Raw genomic sequence first — 16,060 nt, 5'->3', positions numbered from 1 at the left:
GTGTCAGATCTCGTCGACGCTGGAGGCGGCGTTCGGCCGCCGCGAGAGGTCGATGCCGAGCTCCTCAGCAGCGCGGTACACCTCGTCGTCGGACTCCTTCATCTCGATGGAGACACCGTCGCTCGAGAGCACCTCGACGTTCAGGCACAGCGACTGCATCTCCTTGAGAAGCACCTTGAAGGACTCCGGGATACCCGAGTCGGGGATGTTCTCGCCCTTGACGATCGCCTCGTAGACCTTCACGCGGCCCGGGACGTCGTCGGACTTGATGGTGAGCAGCTCCTGGAGCGTGTACGCGGCGCCGTACGCCTCGAGCGCCCAGACCTCCATCTCACCGAAACGCTGACCACCGAACTGCGCCTTACCACCCAGCGGCTGCTGCGTGATCATCGAGTACGGGCCGGTCGAGCGCGCGTGGATCTTGTCGTCGACCAGGTGGTGCAGCTTCAGGATGTACATGTAACCGGTGGAGACGGGCTCCGGGAACGGCTCGCCGGAGCGGCCGTCGAACAGCCGCGCCTTGCCGTCCTGGTTGACCATGCGCTGACCGTCACGGTTCGGCAGGGTCGCCCCGAAGAGACCGCGGAGCGCCACCTCCTCGAGACCGTCGAACACCGGCGTGGCGACCGGGCGACCCGGCTCGCTCTTGTGGGCGATCTCGGGCAGGCTCTCCAGCCACTCGCCGCCCTTGTCCTCGGCCAGGCTGACGTCCCAGCCCTGCTTGGCGATCCACCCGAGGTGGGTCTCCAGCACCTGGCCCACGTTCATGCGGCCCGGCACACCCAGGGGGTTGAGGATGACGTCGACCGGCGTGCCGTCCTCGAGGAACGGCATGTCCTCCTGCGGGAGGATCTTCGAGATGACGCCCTTGTTGCCGTGACGGCCGGCCAGCTTGTCGCCCACGGTGATCTTGCGGCGCTGCGCGATGTACACGCGCACCAGCTGGTTCACGCCGGCGGGCAGCTCGTCGCCGTCCTCACGGTTGAACTCGCGCACGGCGATGACCGTGCCCTGCTCGCCGTGGGGCACCTTGAGCGAGGTGTCGCGCACCTCGCGCGCCTTCTCACCGAAGATGGCGCGCAGCAGGCGCTCCTCCGGGGTCAGCTCGGTCTCACCCTTGGGGGTGACCTTGCCGACCAGGATGTCGCCCGCGCCGACCTCGGCACCGATGCGGATCACGCCGCGCTCGTCGAGGTCCGCGAGGACCTCCTCGGAGACGTTCGGGATGTCCCGCGTGATCTCCTCGGGGCCGAGCTTGGTGTCACGCGCGTCGACCTCGTGCTCCTCGATGTGGATCGAGGAGAGGACGTCGTCCTCCACGAGGCGCTGCGACAGGATGATCGCGTCCTCGTAGTTGTGACCCTCCCACGACATGAACGCGACCAGCAGGTTGCGGCCGAGCGCGAGCTCGCCCTCGTCCGTCGCCGGGCCGTCGGCGAGCACGGAGCCGACCTCGACCCGCGCGCCCTCCTCGACCAGCACGCGCTGGTTGTAGCTCGTGCCCTGGTTGGAGCGCACGAACTTGTGCACGCGGTACGAGCCCGTCGTGCCGTCGTCGTTCGCCACGAGGACCAGGTCGGCCGAGACCTCGGTGACCACACCGGGCTTGGTCGCCACGATGACGTCGCCGGCGTCGACCGCCGCACGGCGCTCCATGCCGGTACCGACCACGGGGGCCTCGGACCGCACCAGCGGCACGGCCTGGCGCTGCATGTTCGCACCCATGAGGGCGCGGTTGGCGTCGTCGTGCTCGAGGAACGGGATCAGGGCCGTCGCGACCGACACCATCTGGCGCGGCGAGATGTCCATGTAGTCGACCTCGGCACCTGGGATGTCGTTGGTCTCGCCACCCTTGGTACGCACCAGCACGCGGTCGAGGAGGAACGTGCCGTCCTCGGCCAGCGGCGTGTTCGCCTGCGCGATGATGTAACGGTCCTCGTCGTCCGCCGTCAGGTAGTCGATCTGGTCCGTGACCTTGCCGTCGACGACCTTGCGGTACGGCGTCTCGATGAAGCCGAACGGGTTGATGCGACCGAACGACGCGAGCGAGCCGATCAGACCGATGTTCGGACCCTCAGGGGTCTCGATCGGGCACATGCGGCCGTAGTGCGACGGGTGGACGTCACGGACCTCCATGCCGGCGCGGTCACGGGACAGACCACCCGGGCCCAGCGCGTTCAGACGCCGCTTGTGCGTCAGACCGGCCAGCGGGTTGTTCTGGTCCATGAACTGCGACAGCTGCGAGGTGCCGAAGAACTCGCGGATCGACGCCACCACGGGGCGGATGTTGATCAGCGTCTGCGGCGTGATGGCCTCGACGTCCTGCGTGGTCATGCGCTCGCGAACGACACGCTCCATGCGGGACAGGCCCGTGCGCACCTGGTTCTGGATGAGCTCGCCCACGGCGCGGATGCGGCGGTTGCCGAAGTGGTCGATGTCGTCGACCTCGACACGCACCTCGACCGGCTGGCCGTTGCGGACGCCGTCCAGGGTGGTCTTGTCCGCGTGCAGCGCGGCCAGGTACTTGATCGTGGCGACCACGTCGGTCAGCGACAGCGTGGACTCGGCCAGCTCCGCGTCGACACCCAGCTTCTTGTTCGCCTTGTAGCGGCCGACCTTGGCGAGGTCGTAGCGCTTCGGGTTGAAGTAGAAGTTCTCCAGCAGCGCGCGGCCGGCCTCGACGGTCGGCGGCTCGCCCGGGCGGATCTTGCGGTACAGGTCGACCAGGGCCTCGTCCTCGGTGTGGACGTGGTCCTTCTCCAGCGTGTCGAGCACCGACGGGAACTCGGCGAACTCCTCGCGGATCTGCGCCTCGGTCATGCCGAGCGCCTTGAGCAGCACGGTGACGGACTGCTTGCGCTTGCGGTCGACGCGCACGCCGACGGCGTCGCGCTTGTCGATCTCGAACTCCAGCCAGGCGCCACGCGACGGGATGATCTTCGCGGAGAAGACGTCCTTGTCGCTGGTCTTGTCCGGGGTGCGCTCGAAGTACACGCCCGGGGAACGCACCAGCTGCGAGACGACGACGCGCTCGGTGCCGTTGATGATGAAGGTGCCGCGGGCGGTCATGAGCGGGAAGTCGCCCATGAAGACCGTCTGGCTCTTGATCTCACCGGTGGTGTAGTTGACGAACTCCGCGGTGACGAACAGCGGGGCCGCGTAGGTGAAGTCCTTCTCCTTGCACTCGTCCGCCGTGTACTTCGGCGGCTCGAAGCGGTGGTTCGAGAAGGAGAGGGACATCGAGGAGCCGAAGTCCTCGATCGGGGAGATCTCCTCGAAGATCTCTTCCAGACCCGAGGTTTCCGGGACATCATTACGGCCAGCCGCCTTGGCAGTTTCTACCCTCGCCTGCCAGGCTGGGTTACCGAGGAGCCAGTCGAAGCTCTCGGTCTGGAGGCCAAGCAGGTCCGGGACCTCGAGTGGCTCATAGATCTTTGCGAAGGAAACACGACGGGAAGCGGTACGGTTCGCAATGGCTTCGGCGGACGGAGCTGAAGGGGTGCGCGAGGCAGCCAAGAGGGGTCCTTCCCTGCAGTTCGGGTGAACGCTGTACGCTCTGCGGTGCTGCAGGAAGCTCTGCCGGTCTTCACCGGTCACCGGAGGCCGTCCCACAGGCGGGGACGGGACCAGGACTTTCGGGAAGCAGGGGGAGGCGTCGAGGGCACACGCGGGCGCAAAGCGCTAGCATACCTATCTCCCGTAAGTATGTCCAGTACCCCCAGCGCGCGCACGTCGAGACTGTGGTAAACCTCGAATCGTTGCGTATCCGCACTGCCGCGACGCTGCGGCCAGATCTTGCCCTTCCCGGGGGTCAACGGGTGAACCGCGGGTGACATTCCCGCCGGCGACCTCGTCGAACGGCCCGAGGCGCACCTGAGACACAAGAGAGGCCCGCACCCTCACGGGTGCGGGCCTCTGCTGCGTCCGGCGGACGCCGCCCGGGACGAAACCCCGGCGGCGTCACGCCGTCACGAGGGCGTGAGCCCTCAGGTCACTTGAGCGTGACGGTGGCGCCGGCGCCCTCGAGGGCAGCCTTGGCCTTGTCGGCGGCGTCCTTGTCGACACCCTCCAGAACGGGCTTGGGGGCGCCGTCCACCAGGTCCTTGGCCTCCTTCAGACCGAGGGAGGTGAGGCCGCGCACCTCCTTGATGACCGCGATCTTCTTGTCGCCGGCGGCCTCGAGGATGACGTCGAACTCCGACTTCTCCTCGGCGGCGGCAGCGCCGGCGTCGCCACCCGCGGGGGCGGCCACGGCCACGGCGGCCGGAGCGGCGGCGGTGACGTCGAACTTCTCCTCGAAGGCCTTCACGAAGTCGGAGAGCTCGATGAGGGTGAGCTCCTCGAAGGCGGACAGGAGCTCGTCGGTGCTGAGCTTCGCCATGATGGCGTTCCTTTCGGTTTGCGCTCCGCGGGCCGGGCACGGCCCGCCAGAAGCAGGGGGTTTTGTTCTAGCGCGACCGCCTGATCAGGCGGCAGCGCCCTCCGATTCCTGCTTCTGACGCAGGGCATCGATAGCGCGGGCGACCTGGGCGGGCTTGGCGGTGAAGGCGTAAGCGGCACGCGTCAGCGTGGCCTTCAGACCGCCGGCCACCTTGGCCAGCAGAACCTCGCGGGACTCGAGGTCCGCGAGCTTCGTGATCTCTGCGCTGGACATCGGGCGGCCGTCGAGCACGCCACCCTTGATGACCAGAGCAGGGTTCGCCTTGGCGAAGTCACGCAGACCCTTCGCAGCCTCGACCGGGTCCCCGGTCACGAATGCGATGGCGGACGGGCCCTTCAGGTCGGCGTCGAGACCATCGACACCGGCCTCCTTGGCCGCGATCCCCGTCAGCGTGTTCTTCACCACGGCGTAGGTTGCGTTGCCGCTGAGCGACCGACGCAGCTCCTTGAGCTGCGCGACGGTGAGCCCGCGGTACTCGGTCAGCACGGCCGCGCTGGAGTCGCGGAACTTGTCCGCGAGCTCTGCGACAGCGGCTGCCTTGTCCGGCCTCGCCATGGCAATCCTTCCGGTGGTGGTACCACCGGCTCCCTGGGGCGTGAGCCCCGGGCATGGCCCCGGAACGAGAAAGAGCCCCGGCGCAGGCGCACGGGGCTCGGTTCGTGCAGCAGGGCTGCACTCGAGTTCGTCACCTGCGCAGGCCCCCGCTCTCAGCGGGACTTCGGTCTTCTGCTCTCCCTGATGCTCCGAGGAGCGGGCAGCGTCGGACGACCGGCGGTCTTGGGTTACCCGAGAACTATACATGGCGACGGGCGTGCCGCCGCACGGGCGCCGGGTGTCACTCACCACACGGAGCCGGCGAGGTCGGCGTCAACGGGGTAGGGCCTCCAGGGACGCGAAGCACACCAGGGGCGCCGGGTCGGGCTCGGGTGCGACTGCCGCCGCCAGCGCCGCCTCGGGGTCGTCGGTGGCCCGGAGGTGGGCGTGGAACCGCGGCATCACCCGGGCGGCCACGGCGTCCGAGAGCGGGGCGACGGCGGCGACGACGGCGCGCGCGCCGAGGCGCAGCAGCACCGCCGTCAGGCCGAGCACCTCGCCGCCGACCACCTGGGAGGAGCCGCCGACCTCGCAGGCGGACAGGATCACCACCGACCCGGGCAGGCGCGTGCCGTCGAGCTCGTGGGCGAACAGCGGGCCGTCCGCGAGGTCGATGCTGGCGAAGAGGGGGTTGTCGGCGTCGTGCGTGCCGTGGGTCGCGAGGTGCACGATGTCGTGCGTGGCGAGCGCCTCGCGTACGGCCGTGGTCGTGGCGGCGGCGCCGGTGAGGACTGTCGCGCCGGGCCACATCCCGCCGACTGCCAGCACCTCGCTCGCGCCGAGGGTCACGCCGGGTCCGTGGGCGGCCAGCAGGCGGTGGGCCTTTCCCGGGGCTGCGGGCGCTCGGCCGCGTGCCATGTAGGAGCGCATCGTCGTGCGCCGTCCCCGCCGGGACGGGAGCGCCGTCCACGGCACCCCGACGATCGGCTCGCGGCCGACGACGTAGAGCGGGCCGTCGGCGTCCAGCGGCCGCGCCAGGAGCGCGTCGAGGGCGTCGAGGTTCCGGGTCAGGGAACGCCGGGCGGCCTCGTGCAGGCCGGGCGGCACGAGGTCGTTGGCGCACACGCCGAGGTCGGCACGCGCCCGGAGCACGCGTTCGGTGACCTCGGCCCGCGACCCCAGCTCCAGCAGTCGCGCGCCGTGCGCGTCGACGCGGACGCAGCGCAGCACGCCGTCGATCACGAAGAAGTTGGCGACGACGGCGCCGTCGTCGCGGGCGGCGAGCAGTTCCCGAACCTCCGCCGCGCCGGCTGGGCGGTCCTCGACGACGCCGTGGTGGGCACCGGTGCGGTGCCAGGCGCGCTCGCGTGCCGCTGCCAGGAGCCTGCGCGATCGCTCGAACAGGTAGGCGCGCTCGGTCGCGCCGTCCCGGTCGGTGAGCGTCCGGGCGCGGGCGACGAGGCCGCGAGCCTCGGTGACGAGCGCCCCGACGGCAGGTTCGTCCGGTGCGGTGGTACCGCCCACCCCGGCGAAGGTGGCCCGCCCCCGCTCGACGGCCTCGAACAGCCAGTCCGGCCGACCGGTCTGCAGCGCGGCACGCACGTCGGTCCACTGCAGGTCGACGCCGTGCACGGCCGCGGCGGTCACGGACTCCACCGAGCCGAGACCCACGCGATGGTCGGCGAGCAGGCCGAGGCCCGTGCTCACCGCCTCGATGCCGGCCGACCGGTCGCCGGCAGCGAACGCGAGCTGCGCGAGCACCGTCTGCCGCTGGATCCGGGTGGACAGCGGGGCGTCGACGATGGCGGCCGGGAGGCTGTCGAGCACGGCCCGGGCCGCGGGGACGTCGCCCGCCAGCAGGTACCAGTGAGCGGCGACGAACCGTGCGGTCAGGCCGGGATGCTGGCCGAGCAGGGGGTCCACCTCGTCGCCCGCCTCGGCGGCGGCCATGGCTTGCTCGGCCCGCTGGCGGGCGTCGTCGGGCACGGGGGCCTCGCCGCGCCGGATCGGCAGGAGGATCGCCTCCAGCTCGGCGACGCGTGCGACGGCGGCACGCTGCGGATGGCCGACGCCGGTGTAGTACCGCCGCGCGAAGGCCGCTCCCGCCCGGGCCTCGTCCCAGCGGTGCAGCGCCATGAGGCAGCGGGCGCGGAAGTACTCGGCCTCGGCACGGTGGTGCGCGCGGCCAGGCACCACCATGCGGGAGATCGCCTGGGTGAGGACCTGTTCGGCGTCCTCCAGCAGCCCGGCCTCGTAGAGGACGGCGCCGCGGCCGATGTCGAGCACGCCGTCGGCACGCTCCGGGTCGACGGCGCGAGCGGCGGCCATGGCCTGGAGCGCGCCCGGCAGGTCGCCGAGCGCGTACCGGACGAAACCCGTGTTGTGCAGGGCGAGGGACGCGATGCCGGGCAGGTCGGCACGCATCGCCAGCTCGTGGCAGGCGTCGAAGTCGCGGAGCGCGGTGTCCAGCCGGCCGAGCTCGATGGCGGCCGCACCCCGGTTGAGCAGCGCGGTCGCATGGTCGCGCACGGGAAGCACCGCCACGTCCGCGAGCACCCGGTCGAAGGCCGCCACGGCGTCGACGAGCCGGCCGGCGCGCTGCAGCAGCAGGCCGCGCGTGCCGTCGACGACGGCGGTGAGCCGCCGCCGGACCCGCGGCGGGGCCGACTCGGCGCGGGCGTCGGCGTCGTCGAGCAGGGCGAGGGGCTTGTCCAGCGTCTCGCCGACGGCGTGGAGGGCGACCGCCTCCCCCGCCAGGGAACGGACCATGCCCTCCGCCCAGCGTTCGCGGTCGGTGGGACCGAGCGCTGCCAGATCGACGACACGCAGCCGGTCGAGGACCTCCCGGAACCGCGGCAGAGCATCGCCGGGCCGCGACCGGGAGTTGAGCTCCCGGGCGGCCAGCAGCTCCGCCTCGAGTTCCGGCCACATGCTTGTCCCCTTGCCTCTGCGGGCCCTCGTGGGGCGCCGGGCGGGACACGATAGCGGGGCGGGACGGGCGCTGTCATCGCCCGCTACGACGGCGCAGGTCAGCGCGTCGGGCTCGGGTGAAGACGATCGCCGTGGGGCGGAATCACCCCGCGGTGAGTCCCTCGACCGAGCTGAAGCAGACGAGAGGCACGGGCTGGGCGACGTCGGTCAGCGCGGCCGCGAGCGCCGCCTCCGGGTCGTCGGTCTCGCGCAGGTGGGCGTGCAGGCGGGGCATGACGCGGGCGGCGAGCTCGTCGGAGAGCTTGGCGACCGAGGCGATGACGGCGCGGGCGCCGAGGCGCAGGAGCACGGAGGTGAGGCCGAGGAGCTCTCCGCCGAGTACCTGGGTCGACCCGCCGACCTCGCAGGACGACAGGATCACCACCGACCCGGGCAGCGGTGTGCCGTCGAGCTCGTGGGCGAACAGCGGTCCGTCGGCGAGGTCGATGCTCGCGAAGAGGGGGTTGTCGGCGTCGTGCTGGCCGTGCGTGGCGAGGTGGACGACGTCGTGCGTGGCGAGGGCCTTGCGGACCTGCTGGGTGACTGCGTCCTTGCCGGTCAGCACGGTTGCACCGGGCCACTGCTCACCGACGGCCCGGGCCTCGTCGGCACCGTGCCGGACCCCGGGGCCTGCTGCGGCGAGCAGCTTGCGCTCGCCGGTGGGTCGCGCGTGGGTACGTCCGCGCGCGACGTAGGAGTTCACGGAGGTGCGCAGGCCGCTGCGAGACGGGAGCGCCGCCCACGGCACGCTGAGCAGTGGCTCACGGGCGACGACGTACAGGTCGCCGTCGGCGCGGAGCGGGGCGAGCAGGATGGCGTCGAGGGCCTTGAGGTTACGTTCCAGGGATGCCGTCGCCGCCGCCCGCAGCGGGGGCGGGATGAGGTCGTTGGCGGCCATGGCGAAGTCGGCGGTGAGGCGGCGGACGCGTTCGATGACTTCGTCGGCCGGGCCGATGTCGACGGTGGTGACGCTGGTGGCATCGACGCGGACGCAGCGGAGGGTGCCTTCGATCAACGCGAAGTTCGCGACCACGTGACCTTCGTCATCACGTTGGGCAAGCACACGCCCCAACTCACGTACAGTGACTGGGCGCCGTACAGAGCCTGCGTTTCCGGCATGCCGCCACGAGCGCTCGCGCACCTCGTTCTGAATCCGGCTGGCCCGACGCGTGAGCCGCTCACGTTCCTTCGAATCAGTCGTACCGAGCTCCCGGGCCTTGACCAACAGGCCCCGCGCCTCGGTGAGAAGTGCCGCCGCCTTCGGGTCATCGGGTGGGTTGACCCGCCCGGTACCAGCAAACGTGGCACGGCCTCGCTCCAGCGCGTCGAACAACGCCGCGGGCCTTCCCGTCCGGACTGCCGCTTCCAGGTCGACGAGAGTCAGATCCACACCATGCGCGGCAGCGGCCGTCACCGACTCGACTGAGCCCAGACGGCTGCGGTGGTCAGCGAGTAAGCCCAGACCCGCCTGCACAGCGCGGAGACCGCCACTTCGGTCGCCCTCCGCAAACGCGAGTTCCGCACGAGCGGTGTAGTTCTGGATCCGCATGGTCAACGGCGCCCCTGTCAGTCGTCGAGGCAGCTCAGCAAGCGTGTTGCGGGCAGCATCGAAGTCGCCGGCGAGGAGGAACCATTGCGCCGCGACCAGACGCGCTGCGTGGCCGGGGTGCTGGCCAAGCACAGGTCCTGCCGCGTCACCCTCGCCGGCTGCGGCGAGCGCATAGCCCGCCCGGCGGCGGATAGCAGCCGTCGTCATCCCCCGTGCTCCGCGCCGCACCGGGACGAAAGCTGCCTCAAGCTCCAGGACCCGCGCCAGCGTTGCCCACTGCTCGTAGCCCGCGGCCGTGAAATGCTTGCGTGCTCGAGCGGCAAATACCGATGCATCGTCGAAGCGACGCAGGGCAAGTGAGCACCTGGCTCGGAAGTACTCAGCGATGGCGCGGTCAGTGCGTCGCCCCGCCTTCAGCAATTGTGGAATCGCTTCTTCCAGCAGCAAGTCAGCCTCGTACAGCAGACCCACGCTGTAGAGCACTTCCGCGCGGCCAAGAAGCGGAATCCCGTCGTCCTGGTGAGGCGCGATCTCCCGTGCAGCCGCCATCTCAGCGAGCGCTGCGGGAGCGTCACCGAGCATGCTTAGGTCGAAACCCGCGTTATGCCGCGCAAACGCTACCAACATCGGAGCGTCAGCTATCTCCGCATGCTGCGCTGCCGCCAGGTCGTCCGCCAGCGCCCCCTCGACGTCACCAAGGTCCGACAGCGCGAACGCTCGATTGAGGTATGCAACGGCCAAGTCACGCGGCTCCCCGTCTCCGCTGACCGCAAGCACTCGATCGAAGAGCCGAACCGCCTCCATCGGCTCACCTGCATCAAGCAAGAACTTCCCACGCTGCCCCGCCGTTACGGCCTCGATGCGTTGCCGGTGCTCGTCCTCTAGCAGTTCAGCAACACCACGCGCTCGATCGAGCGATCGGAGTGCTGCTTGAAGGTCGCCTGTGCAAGCAAGATCGGCCTGCGCGAGCCCCATCCAAGAGCGAGCGACAAGCCACGCCCATGTCACGCGATCGTCGTCGGACAGGACTGCCTCGTCGTGCTGTCCAAGATCACGGAGAAGTGCCCGGAATTCACGACGAGCGCGACGCGGGCGGGCACGGACGTTCCATTCCCGTGCCCGCTCGAATCGCTCTGCGAGCGTATCGAGTCTTGTACTACCCACGTCTGCTCACCGCACCCCTGCCTCAGTTCATGTCACCGACACCCCTGGTACCTCCGCGTAGAGGTCCTCGACCTGGACCACAGCATGCCAGGCCTCGGCGACACGACCCCGCGCATCCGTTGCGGGAACCTCGCCGCCGATGCGACCCGCGAAGATCGCAGCAGCGAGCTGACCTGCGAGGAAGGGTGCTGAGAACGACGTGCCGCTCCAGGTCCCAAATCCACTTGTGAAGTCGTCCGGATCGACCGCGTGCCGTAGGCCGTCGGCCGTCCGCCGTCCCTCTGCGGCACCGTCGAACGTCGTCGGCATAGTGCTCAGGACCTGTACGCCGGGGCGCACCACAGAAATCCAAGGGCCGTCATTGCTGAAATCAGCCAGCGTCCCGTCTGGGTTGGAAGCAGCCACCCCGAGCAGAGGCGTGTAGTGCGGGTTGAGATCGTGCGGATCGATCGGGATAGCACCGTGTCTCGTACGTCGAACCTGCGGTGCCCAACCTGCTGGGAAGGTCCGGCGGGAGGACCCGTCGTTTCCTGCAGAGACGACCACCAGCACACCCGCGCGGCGCAAATCCCTAAGCCGACCGCGATAGATGCCCTCGTAGTCGTCGTCGTCTTCAGGATGCTCCAGGTAATAGCCGCTGGCGATCACTACGACGTCGATGGGAAAGTACCCCGGAACTCCTGATAGACCACGGAGATGAAACTCCAGGAGCCGCTCCAGCGAGCGAGCGAAATCCCACTCTGATGCTGTGCCATCTCCGCCGTACACGCGCACCGGCAGCAACGCCGCATCCGGGCAAGTCTGGTGGACGACTCCCGCAATGAAGGTGCCATGACCGGCGTACGGGTCCAATGGAGACGCGTTGCCGTCCCTACGTCCCTCACGTTCCGCGTCGATGTCCTCCTCGGGAAAGGTGCCAATTGGTCGACCATCGAGATCCACGTTGCGAAGGACAACAGTTCCTGGCTCGTCGAACCAGGGATGCTGCCCGATACCCGTGTCCAGGATCGCCACAACTGGCCGGTCGACACCCTCAAGTGTCACGAGGGGCGACGTGCCATCTGGCAGGCGGACCGGCGCGGGCCCTGGATATGTCGCCGGGATGCGCTTGGTCGGATCACCGAAGCCGCCCTGGTTCTTGTGCCCTGTAACCACATGGTCCAGCGCTACCCGAGTACGTGCGCTCCCGGCGTCATCCGCAATTGACGCCACGAGCCCAAGCGCGTCCCAGCCGTCTCGCACGTCGTCGAGTCGCACCTCGACGTCGGGCCGCGTACCCAAGACGTCCGCGCTCTGGCGCGATGGCGCCTGGTCGAACTCACCGGTCGATACAGTCACACCGTTCTCTCGCGCACGAGCGGTGATCAGTTCCAAAAGCGCGTCGTGGCCGCCTTCTACATCGCCACGGATAATGACACGGTCGCGCACGTAGCGGGTCGGAGCCACCCGACCGCCGCCGGGGAGGCGGTCCGAGGCAGGGTCCACCTCACGGACCGGCCGCCACCCCCCGGCATGGTCCCGTACGCGCAACTCCGGCTCGGGCATGGGCTCACTCACAGCAATACCTCTCCATTGACAACGATTGCTCGACAGTGCCCGGCCGCGCCCCTCGGCCGAGTCAGTACAGGATGTTCAGGAAGTTCAGCAGCTCACAGCTCGATGACCGGCGTGCTCACGGCCCCGCCCCCGCCATCGGTCCGGCGCACCACCAGGCTCGCGCGCCCTCGCTCGACAGAGTCGAAGGCGAACCGGCCGTCCTCGTCGGAGGCCGTCGTCACGACGTCGACCCCCGGGCGGTGCAGCTCGACGGACAGGCCCGCCGCCGGGGCCGCCCAGCCGTCGATGCGAACGCGGCCACCGGCAGCCGGCGACAGGCTGATCATCACGGTCAGCGAGTCGTGCGTGAAGGTGATGGTCTTGGCCTCGGCCGGTGCGGCGTCGTCGGCACGTGCTGCGGCGGCGGCCCCCCGGACGCCCGCGAGCGGCGTGTCCAGGTAGACCGCCTCCATCAGGTCGGCCTCCAGGCCGGCCAGCGTGATCGCGAAGAGCGATCGCTCCACGAGGTCGTCCGGCACGGGGTCCACCGTCTCCACCAGCCGGGCGAGACGGGTCAGCACGGCGCCGTCCCCGGCGTCCAGCACGCCCTTGGGGTCGAACGAGAGGTCCCCCACGGCCTCGTCGTCCTTGTTCGGTTCCGGCGTCAGGTCCACGAGAAGTCCCCCTGCTCATCGAGGATGGTGCGCAGCTTCGCCAGGCAGCGACCACGGGTCGAGCCGATGGAACCCATCGGCATTCCGATCGCCGCCGAGATGTACCGGTAGTCCGGCCGGTCGGCGAGCGACACCAGACGCAGCAGCTCTTGGCAGCGTCCGGGAAGTTTCTGGAGCGACGTCCACAGGATGCGGTCGCGCTCGTCGCGCAGGACCTCGGCATCGGGCAGCGGGTCCTTCGCGGGGAGCGACGCCGGGTGCTCAGGACTGTCGTCCGGAAGCTCGGTGCGGCGCTTCTCGTCGTCACGGTGCTTGCGCACGGCCTCCCAGGCGGCGCGCTTCGCGGTGACCAGGAGCCACTTCAGCACGGCCTTGGGCTCGGCGATGGTCTCCGCGTGCCGGACGAGGGCGACCCAGGTGCTCTGCACCACGTCCTCTGCGGCGTCGGGCTCGACGCCCTGCGCGCGGACCGTGTGCCAGAGCAGCGGTGTCGCCTCGCGCACCAGGTCGCCCAGCGCCTGGGGGTTGCCCTCGCGGTAGTCGGTCAGTGCGATCGCCGCGCGATCGCCGAGTGTGAGACCAGACCCGTCGACGTCGGGCAGGGCCTCCCTTGATCCTGTCATTGCACCACGGGATTCTCTGCTGGCGGATGTTTCCACATCCGGCACAGGACGTGGAGTACTTGGACCAGCCGAGTCTACGACCGACGCCGTGGCTCCGGGGAGGTGGAAGACCGTGCCCACCAGGCACTCCTCTCTCCTCGGCGCACGGCGGCAGGGTGCCGCTCACCAGACAAGAGGGACGAGGACCAGGTTCGATACATCGGACTGAGCACAGATCAAAAAGGCCCGCATCCCTGTCGGGATGCGGGCCTCCTTGTGCTCAGGAGAGCTGCTCGGCTCAGGCCGAGAGCTCCTCCAGCAGCTTGGTGGTCTTGCTCTGGTCCAGCGGGATGCCGGGGCCCATCGTCGTCGTCATCGTGGCCTTGCTGATGTAGCGGCCCTTCGACGACGACGGCTTGAGGCGCAGGACCTCGTCGAGCGCGGCGGCGTAGTTCTCCAGCAGCTGAGCCTCCGAGAAGGAGGACTTGCCGATGATGAAGTGCAGGTTCGCGTGCTTGTCGACGCGGAACTCGATCTTGCCGCCCTTGATGTCGGACACGGCCTTGGTGACGTCCATGGTCACGGTGCCGGTCTTCGGGTTCGGCATGAGGCCGCGGGGGCCCAGCACCTTACCGAGACGACCGACCTTGCCCATGAGGTCCGGCGTGGCCACGGCCGCGTCGAAGTCGGTGTAGCCGGCGGCCACCTTCTCGATGAGCTCGTCGCCACCGACCTCGTCGGCACCGGCCGCGCGGGCCTCCTCCGCCTTGGCGGCGTTGGCGAACACGATGACCTTGGCGGTCTTACCCGTGCCGTTCGGCAGGTTGACCGTGCCGCGGACCATCTGGTCCGCCTTGCGCGGGTCCACGCTCAGCCGGAACGCGACCTCGACGGTGGCGTCGTACTTGACCGTGGCGGTCTCCTTGGCCAGGCGGATGGCCTCGAGCGGCGAGTACAGGTTCTCGCTGTCGATCTTCTCCGCGGCGGCGAGGTACGCCTTGCTGCGCTTTGCCATGTTTCTCTCCTCTTGTGGTCGTAGCGGGCCTCGCGGCCCTGCCACTGTGGCGCCCGACGCCGTTCGCCGGGTCACCGTGGTCCTTCAGCTCACTCCGAGACGGTGATGCCCATCGAGCGGGCGGTGCCCGCGATGATCAGCGACGCGGCGTCGAGGTCGTTCGCGTTGAGGTCCGGCAGCTTGGTCGTGGCGATCTCGCGGACCTGGTCCTTGGTGATCGAGGCGACCTTGACCGTGTGCGGCGTCGCGGAGCCCTTGGCCACACCGGCGGCCTTCTTGATCAGCTCGGCGGCCGGCGGGGTCTTCGTGATGAAGGTGAACGAGCGGTCCTCGTACACCGTGATCTCGACCGGGATGACGTTGCCACGCTGCGACTCGGTCGCCGCGTTGTACGCCTTGCAGAACTCCATGATGTTCACGCCGTGCTGACCCAGCGCGGGGCCGATCGGCGGAGCCGGCGTCGCGGCGCCGGCCTGGATCTGCAGCTTGATGAGGCCGGAGACCTTCTTCTTCGGGGGCATGCGTTGTCTACCTTCTGTTGGGTGGGCCTACGCCGTGGGCGATGACCCGGTTGCAATGCTGGGACGAACGGTCAGATCTTGGCGACCTGGTTGAAGCCCAGCTCGACCGGGGTCTCCCGGCCGAAGATGGAGACGAGGACCTTGAGCTTCTGGGCCTCGACGTTGATCTCGGAGATCGAGGCGGGCAGCGTGTCGAACGGCCCGTCCGTGACGGTCACCGACTCGCCCACCTCGAAGTCGACGTGGACCGGGGCCTTGCCCGCGGTCGACGCCGCGGCGGCGCCCGCTGCGGGCTGGCCACCCTGCGTCTGCTGCGGCAGCATCGACGGCGCGAGCATCGAGTAGATCTCGTCGAAGCTCAGCGGGACCGGCTGGTGCGTGTGCCCGACGAAGCCCGTGACACCCGGCGTGTGCCGGACGGCGCCCCACGACTCGTCGGTCAGGTCCATGCGCACGAGGACGTAGCCCGGGATGCGGACCCGGCTCACGATCTTCTTCTGCGCGTTCTTGATCTCGGCGACCTCTTCCATCGGAACCTCGACCTGGAAGATGTAGTCCTCCATGTTCAGGCTCTGGATGCGGTTCTCGAGGTTGGTCTTCACGCGCTTCTCGTAGCCCGCGTACGAGTGGATGACGTACCAGTCGCCCGGCTGGCTGCGGAGGGTCCGCTTGAACTCCTCGACCTCGTCCACGATGACGTCGCCGTCGGCGTCGACGACTCGCTCCTCGGTGGCCTCGTCGGGAGTCTCGGCGTCCGCAGGCACGTCAGCGTTCTCGGCGTCCAGGGGCGCATCGACGGCCGCCTCGTCGCCGTCGGGCGTCGAGGCGTTCTCCGTCTGGTCCAGAGAGTCCTGGGACACGAACGAACCTGCTTTCTCTTCGTGCGCCGGGGCTGCGCCCGGCACGGGTGTGCGTACCTCTACGAGCTGTATCCGCTCATTGTCGCGCGAAAACACCGCGAAGGAACAATCGGCGACAGGCGAGAACGATCACAGCGAGATACTGCGCAGCGTGCACCATGCCCCGGCGTGGCGCACCCCGACCGGATCGGGGC

General features: G+C 69.4%; 11 protein-coding genes. All 11 read right to left on the bottom strand.

What is annotated here, in order from left to right; all coding sequences use genetic code 11:
• Positions 1 to 3: 3 nt before the first annotated feature.
• The 11 genes from rpoB to nusG all read right to left on the bottom strand — a co-directional run bounded on the left by rpoB (position 4) and on the right by nusG (position 15,866).
• Positions 4 to 3,516, bottom strand: a complete 3,513-nt coding sequence (rpoB, locus tag ACIG47_RS21160) for a DNA-directed RNA polymerase subunit beta (RefSeq protein WP_397417198.1) — start codon at positions 3,514 to 3,516, stop codon at positions 4 to 6.
• A gap of 475 nt (positions 3,517 to 3,991) precedes the next feature.
• Complete coding sequence (rplL, locus tag ACIG47_RS21155; RefSeq protein ID WP_397433046.1) at positions 3,992 to 4,381, bottom strand: 50S ribosomal protein L7/L12; 390 nt, start codon at positions 4,379 to 4,381, stop codon at positions 3,992 to 3,994.
• 84 nt (positions 4,382 to 4,465) lie between these two features.
• Complete coding sequence (gene rplJ, locus ACIG47_RS21150; protein WP_253835535.1) at positions 4,466 to 4,996, bottom strand: 50S ribosomal protein L10; 531 nt, start codon at positions 4,994 to 4,996, stop codon at positions 4,466 to 4,468.
• A 312-nt stretch (positions 4,997 to 5,308) separates the two neighbouring features.
• Positions 5,309 to 7,906 (bottom strand): CHAT domain-containing protein, encoded by a 2,598-nt coding sequence (locus ACIG47_RS21145; protein ID WP_397433045.1) that lies wholly within the window; start codon positions 7,904 to 7,906, stop codon positions 5,309 to 5,311.
• Positions 7,907 to 8,048: 142 nt separating this feature from the next.
• Positions 8,049 to 10,469 (bottom strand): CHAT domain-containing protein, encoded by a 2,421-nt coding sequence (locus ACIG47_RS21140; protein ID WP_397433044.1) that lies wholly within the window; start codon positions 10,467 to 10,469, stop codon positions 8,049 to 8,051.
• A gap of 216 nt (positions 10,470 to 10,685) precedes the next feature.
• Positions 10,686 to 12,104, bottom strand: a complete 1,419-nt coding sequence (locus ACIG47_RS21135; RefSeq protein WP_397433043.1) for a S8 family peptidase — start codon at positions 12,102 to 12,104, stop codon at positions 10,686 to 10,688.
• A gap of 203 nt (positions 12,105 to 12,307) precedes the next feature.
• Positions 12,308 to 12,868: a hypothetical protein gene (locus ACIG47_RS21130; protein WP_397417209.1), complete on the bottom strand. Its 561-nt coding sequence runs from the start codon at positions 12,866 to 12,868 to the stop codon at positions 12,308 to 12,310.
• Positions 12,859 to 13,491, bottom strand: coding sequence for an RNA polymerase sigma factor (locus ACIG47_RS21125; RefSeq protein WP_397417211.1), 633 nt, complete (start codon positions 13,489 to 13,491; stop codon positions 12,859 to 12,861). The genes ACIG47_RS21130 and ACIG47_RS21125 overlap by 10 nt, the downstream gene beginning before the upstream one ends.
• A gap of 277 nt (positions 13,492 to 13,768) precedes the next feature.
• Complete coding sequence (gene rplA / locus ACIG47_RS21120) at positions 13,769 to 14,485, bottom strand: 50S ribosomal protein L1 (protein WP_397417213.1); 717 nt, start codon at positions 14,483 to 14,485, stop codon at positions 13,769 to 13,771.
• Between the two features lie 89 nt (positions 14,486 to 14,574).
• On the bottom strand, positions 14,575 to 15,006 hold the full coding sequence (rplK, locus tag ACIG47_RS21115) for a 50S ribosomal protein L11 (RefSeq protein WP_020016098.1): 432 nt from the start codon (positions 15,004 to 15,006) through the stop codon (positions 14,575 to 14,577).
• Between the two features lie 71 nt (positions 15,007 to 15,077).
• Positions 15,078 to 15,866 carry a transcription termination/antitermination protein NusG gene (nusG, locus tag ACIG47_RS21110; protein ID WP_397433042.1) on the bottom strand — a complete coding sequence of 263 codons (789 nt, stop codon included), beginning with the start codon at positions 15,864 to 15,866 and terminating at the stop codon, positions 15,078 to 15,080.
• Positions 15,867 to 16,060 lie beyond the last annotated feature (194 nt).

The organism is Promicromonospora sp. NPDC052451, assembly GCF_044547525.1.
Classification (GTDB): Bacteria; Actinomycetota; Actinomycetes; order Actinomycetales; family Cellulomonadaceae; genus Promicromonospora.
The sequence above is the reverse complement of the archived record's forward strand: the minus strand, read 5'-3'. Positions and strand labels throughout refer to the sequence as shown.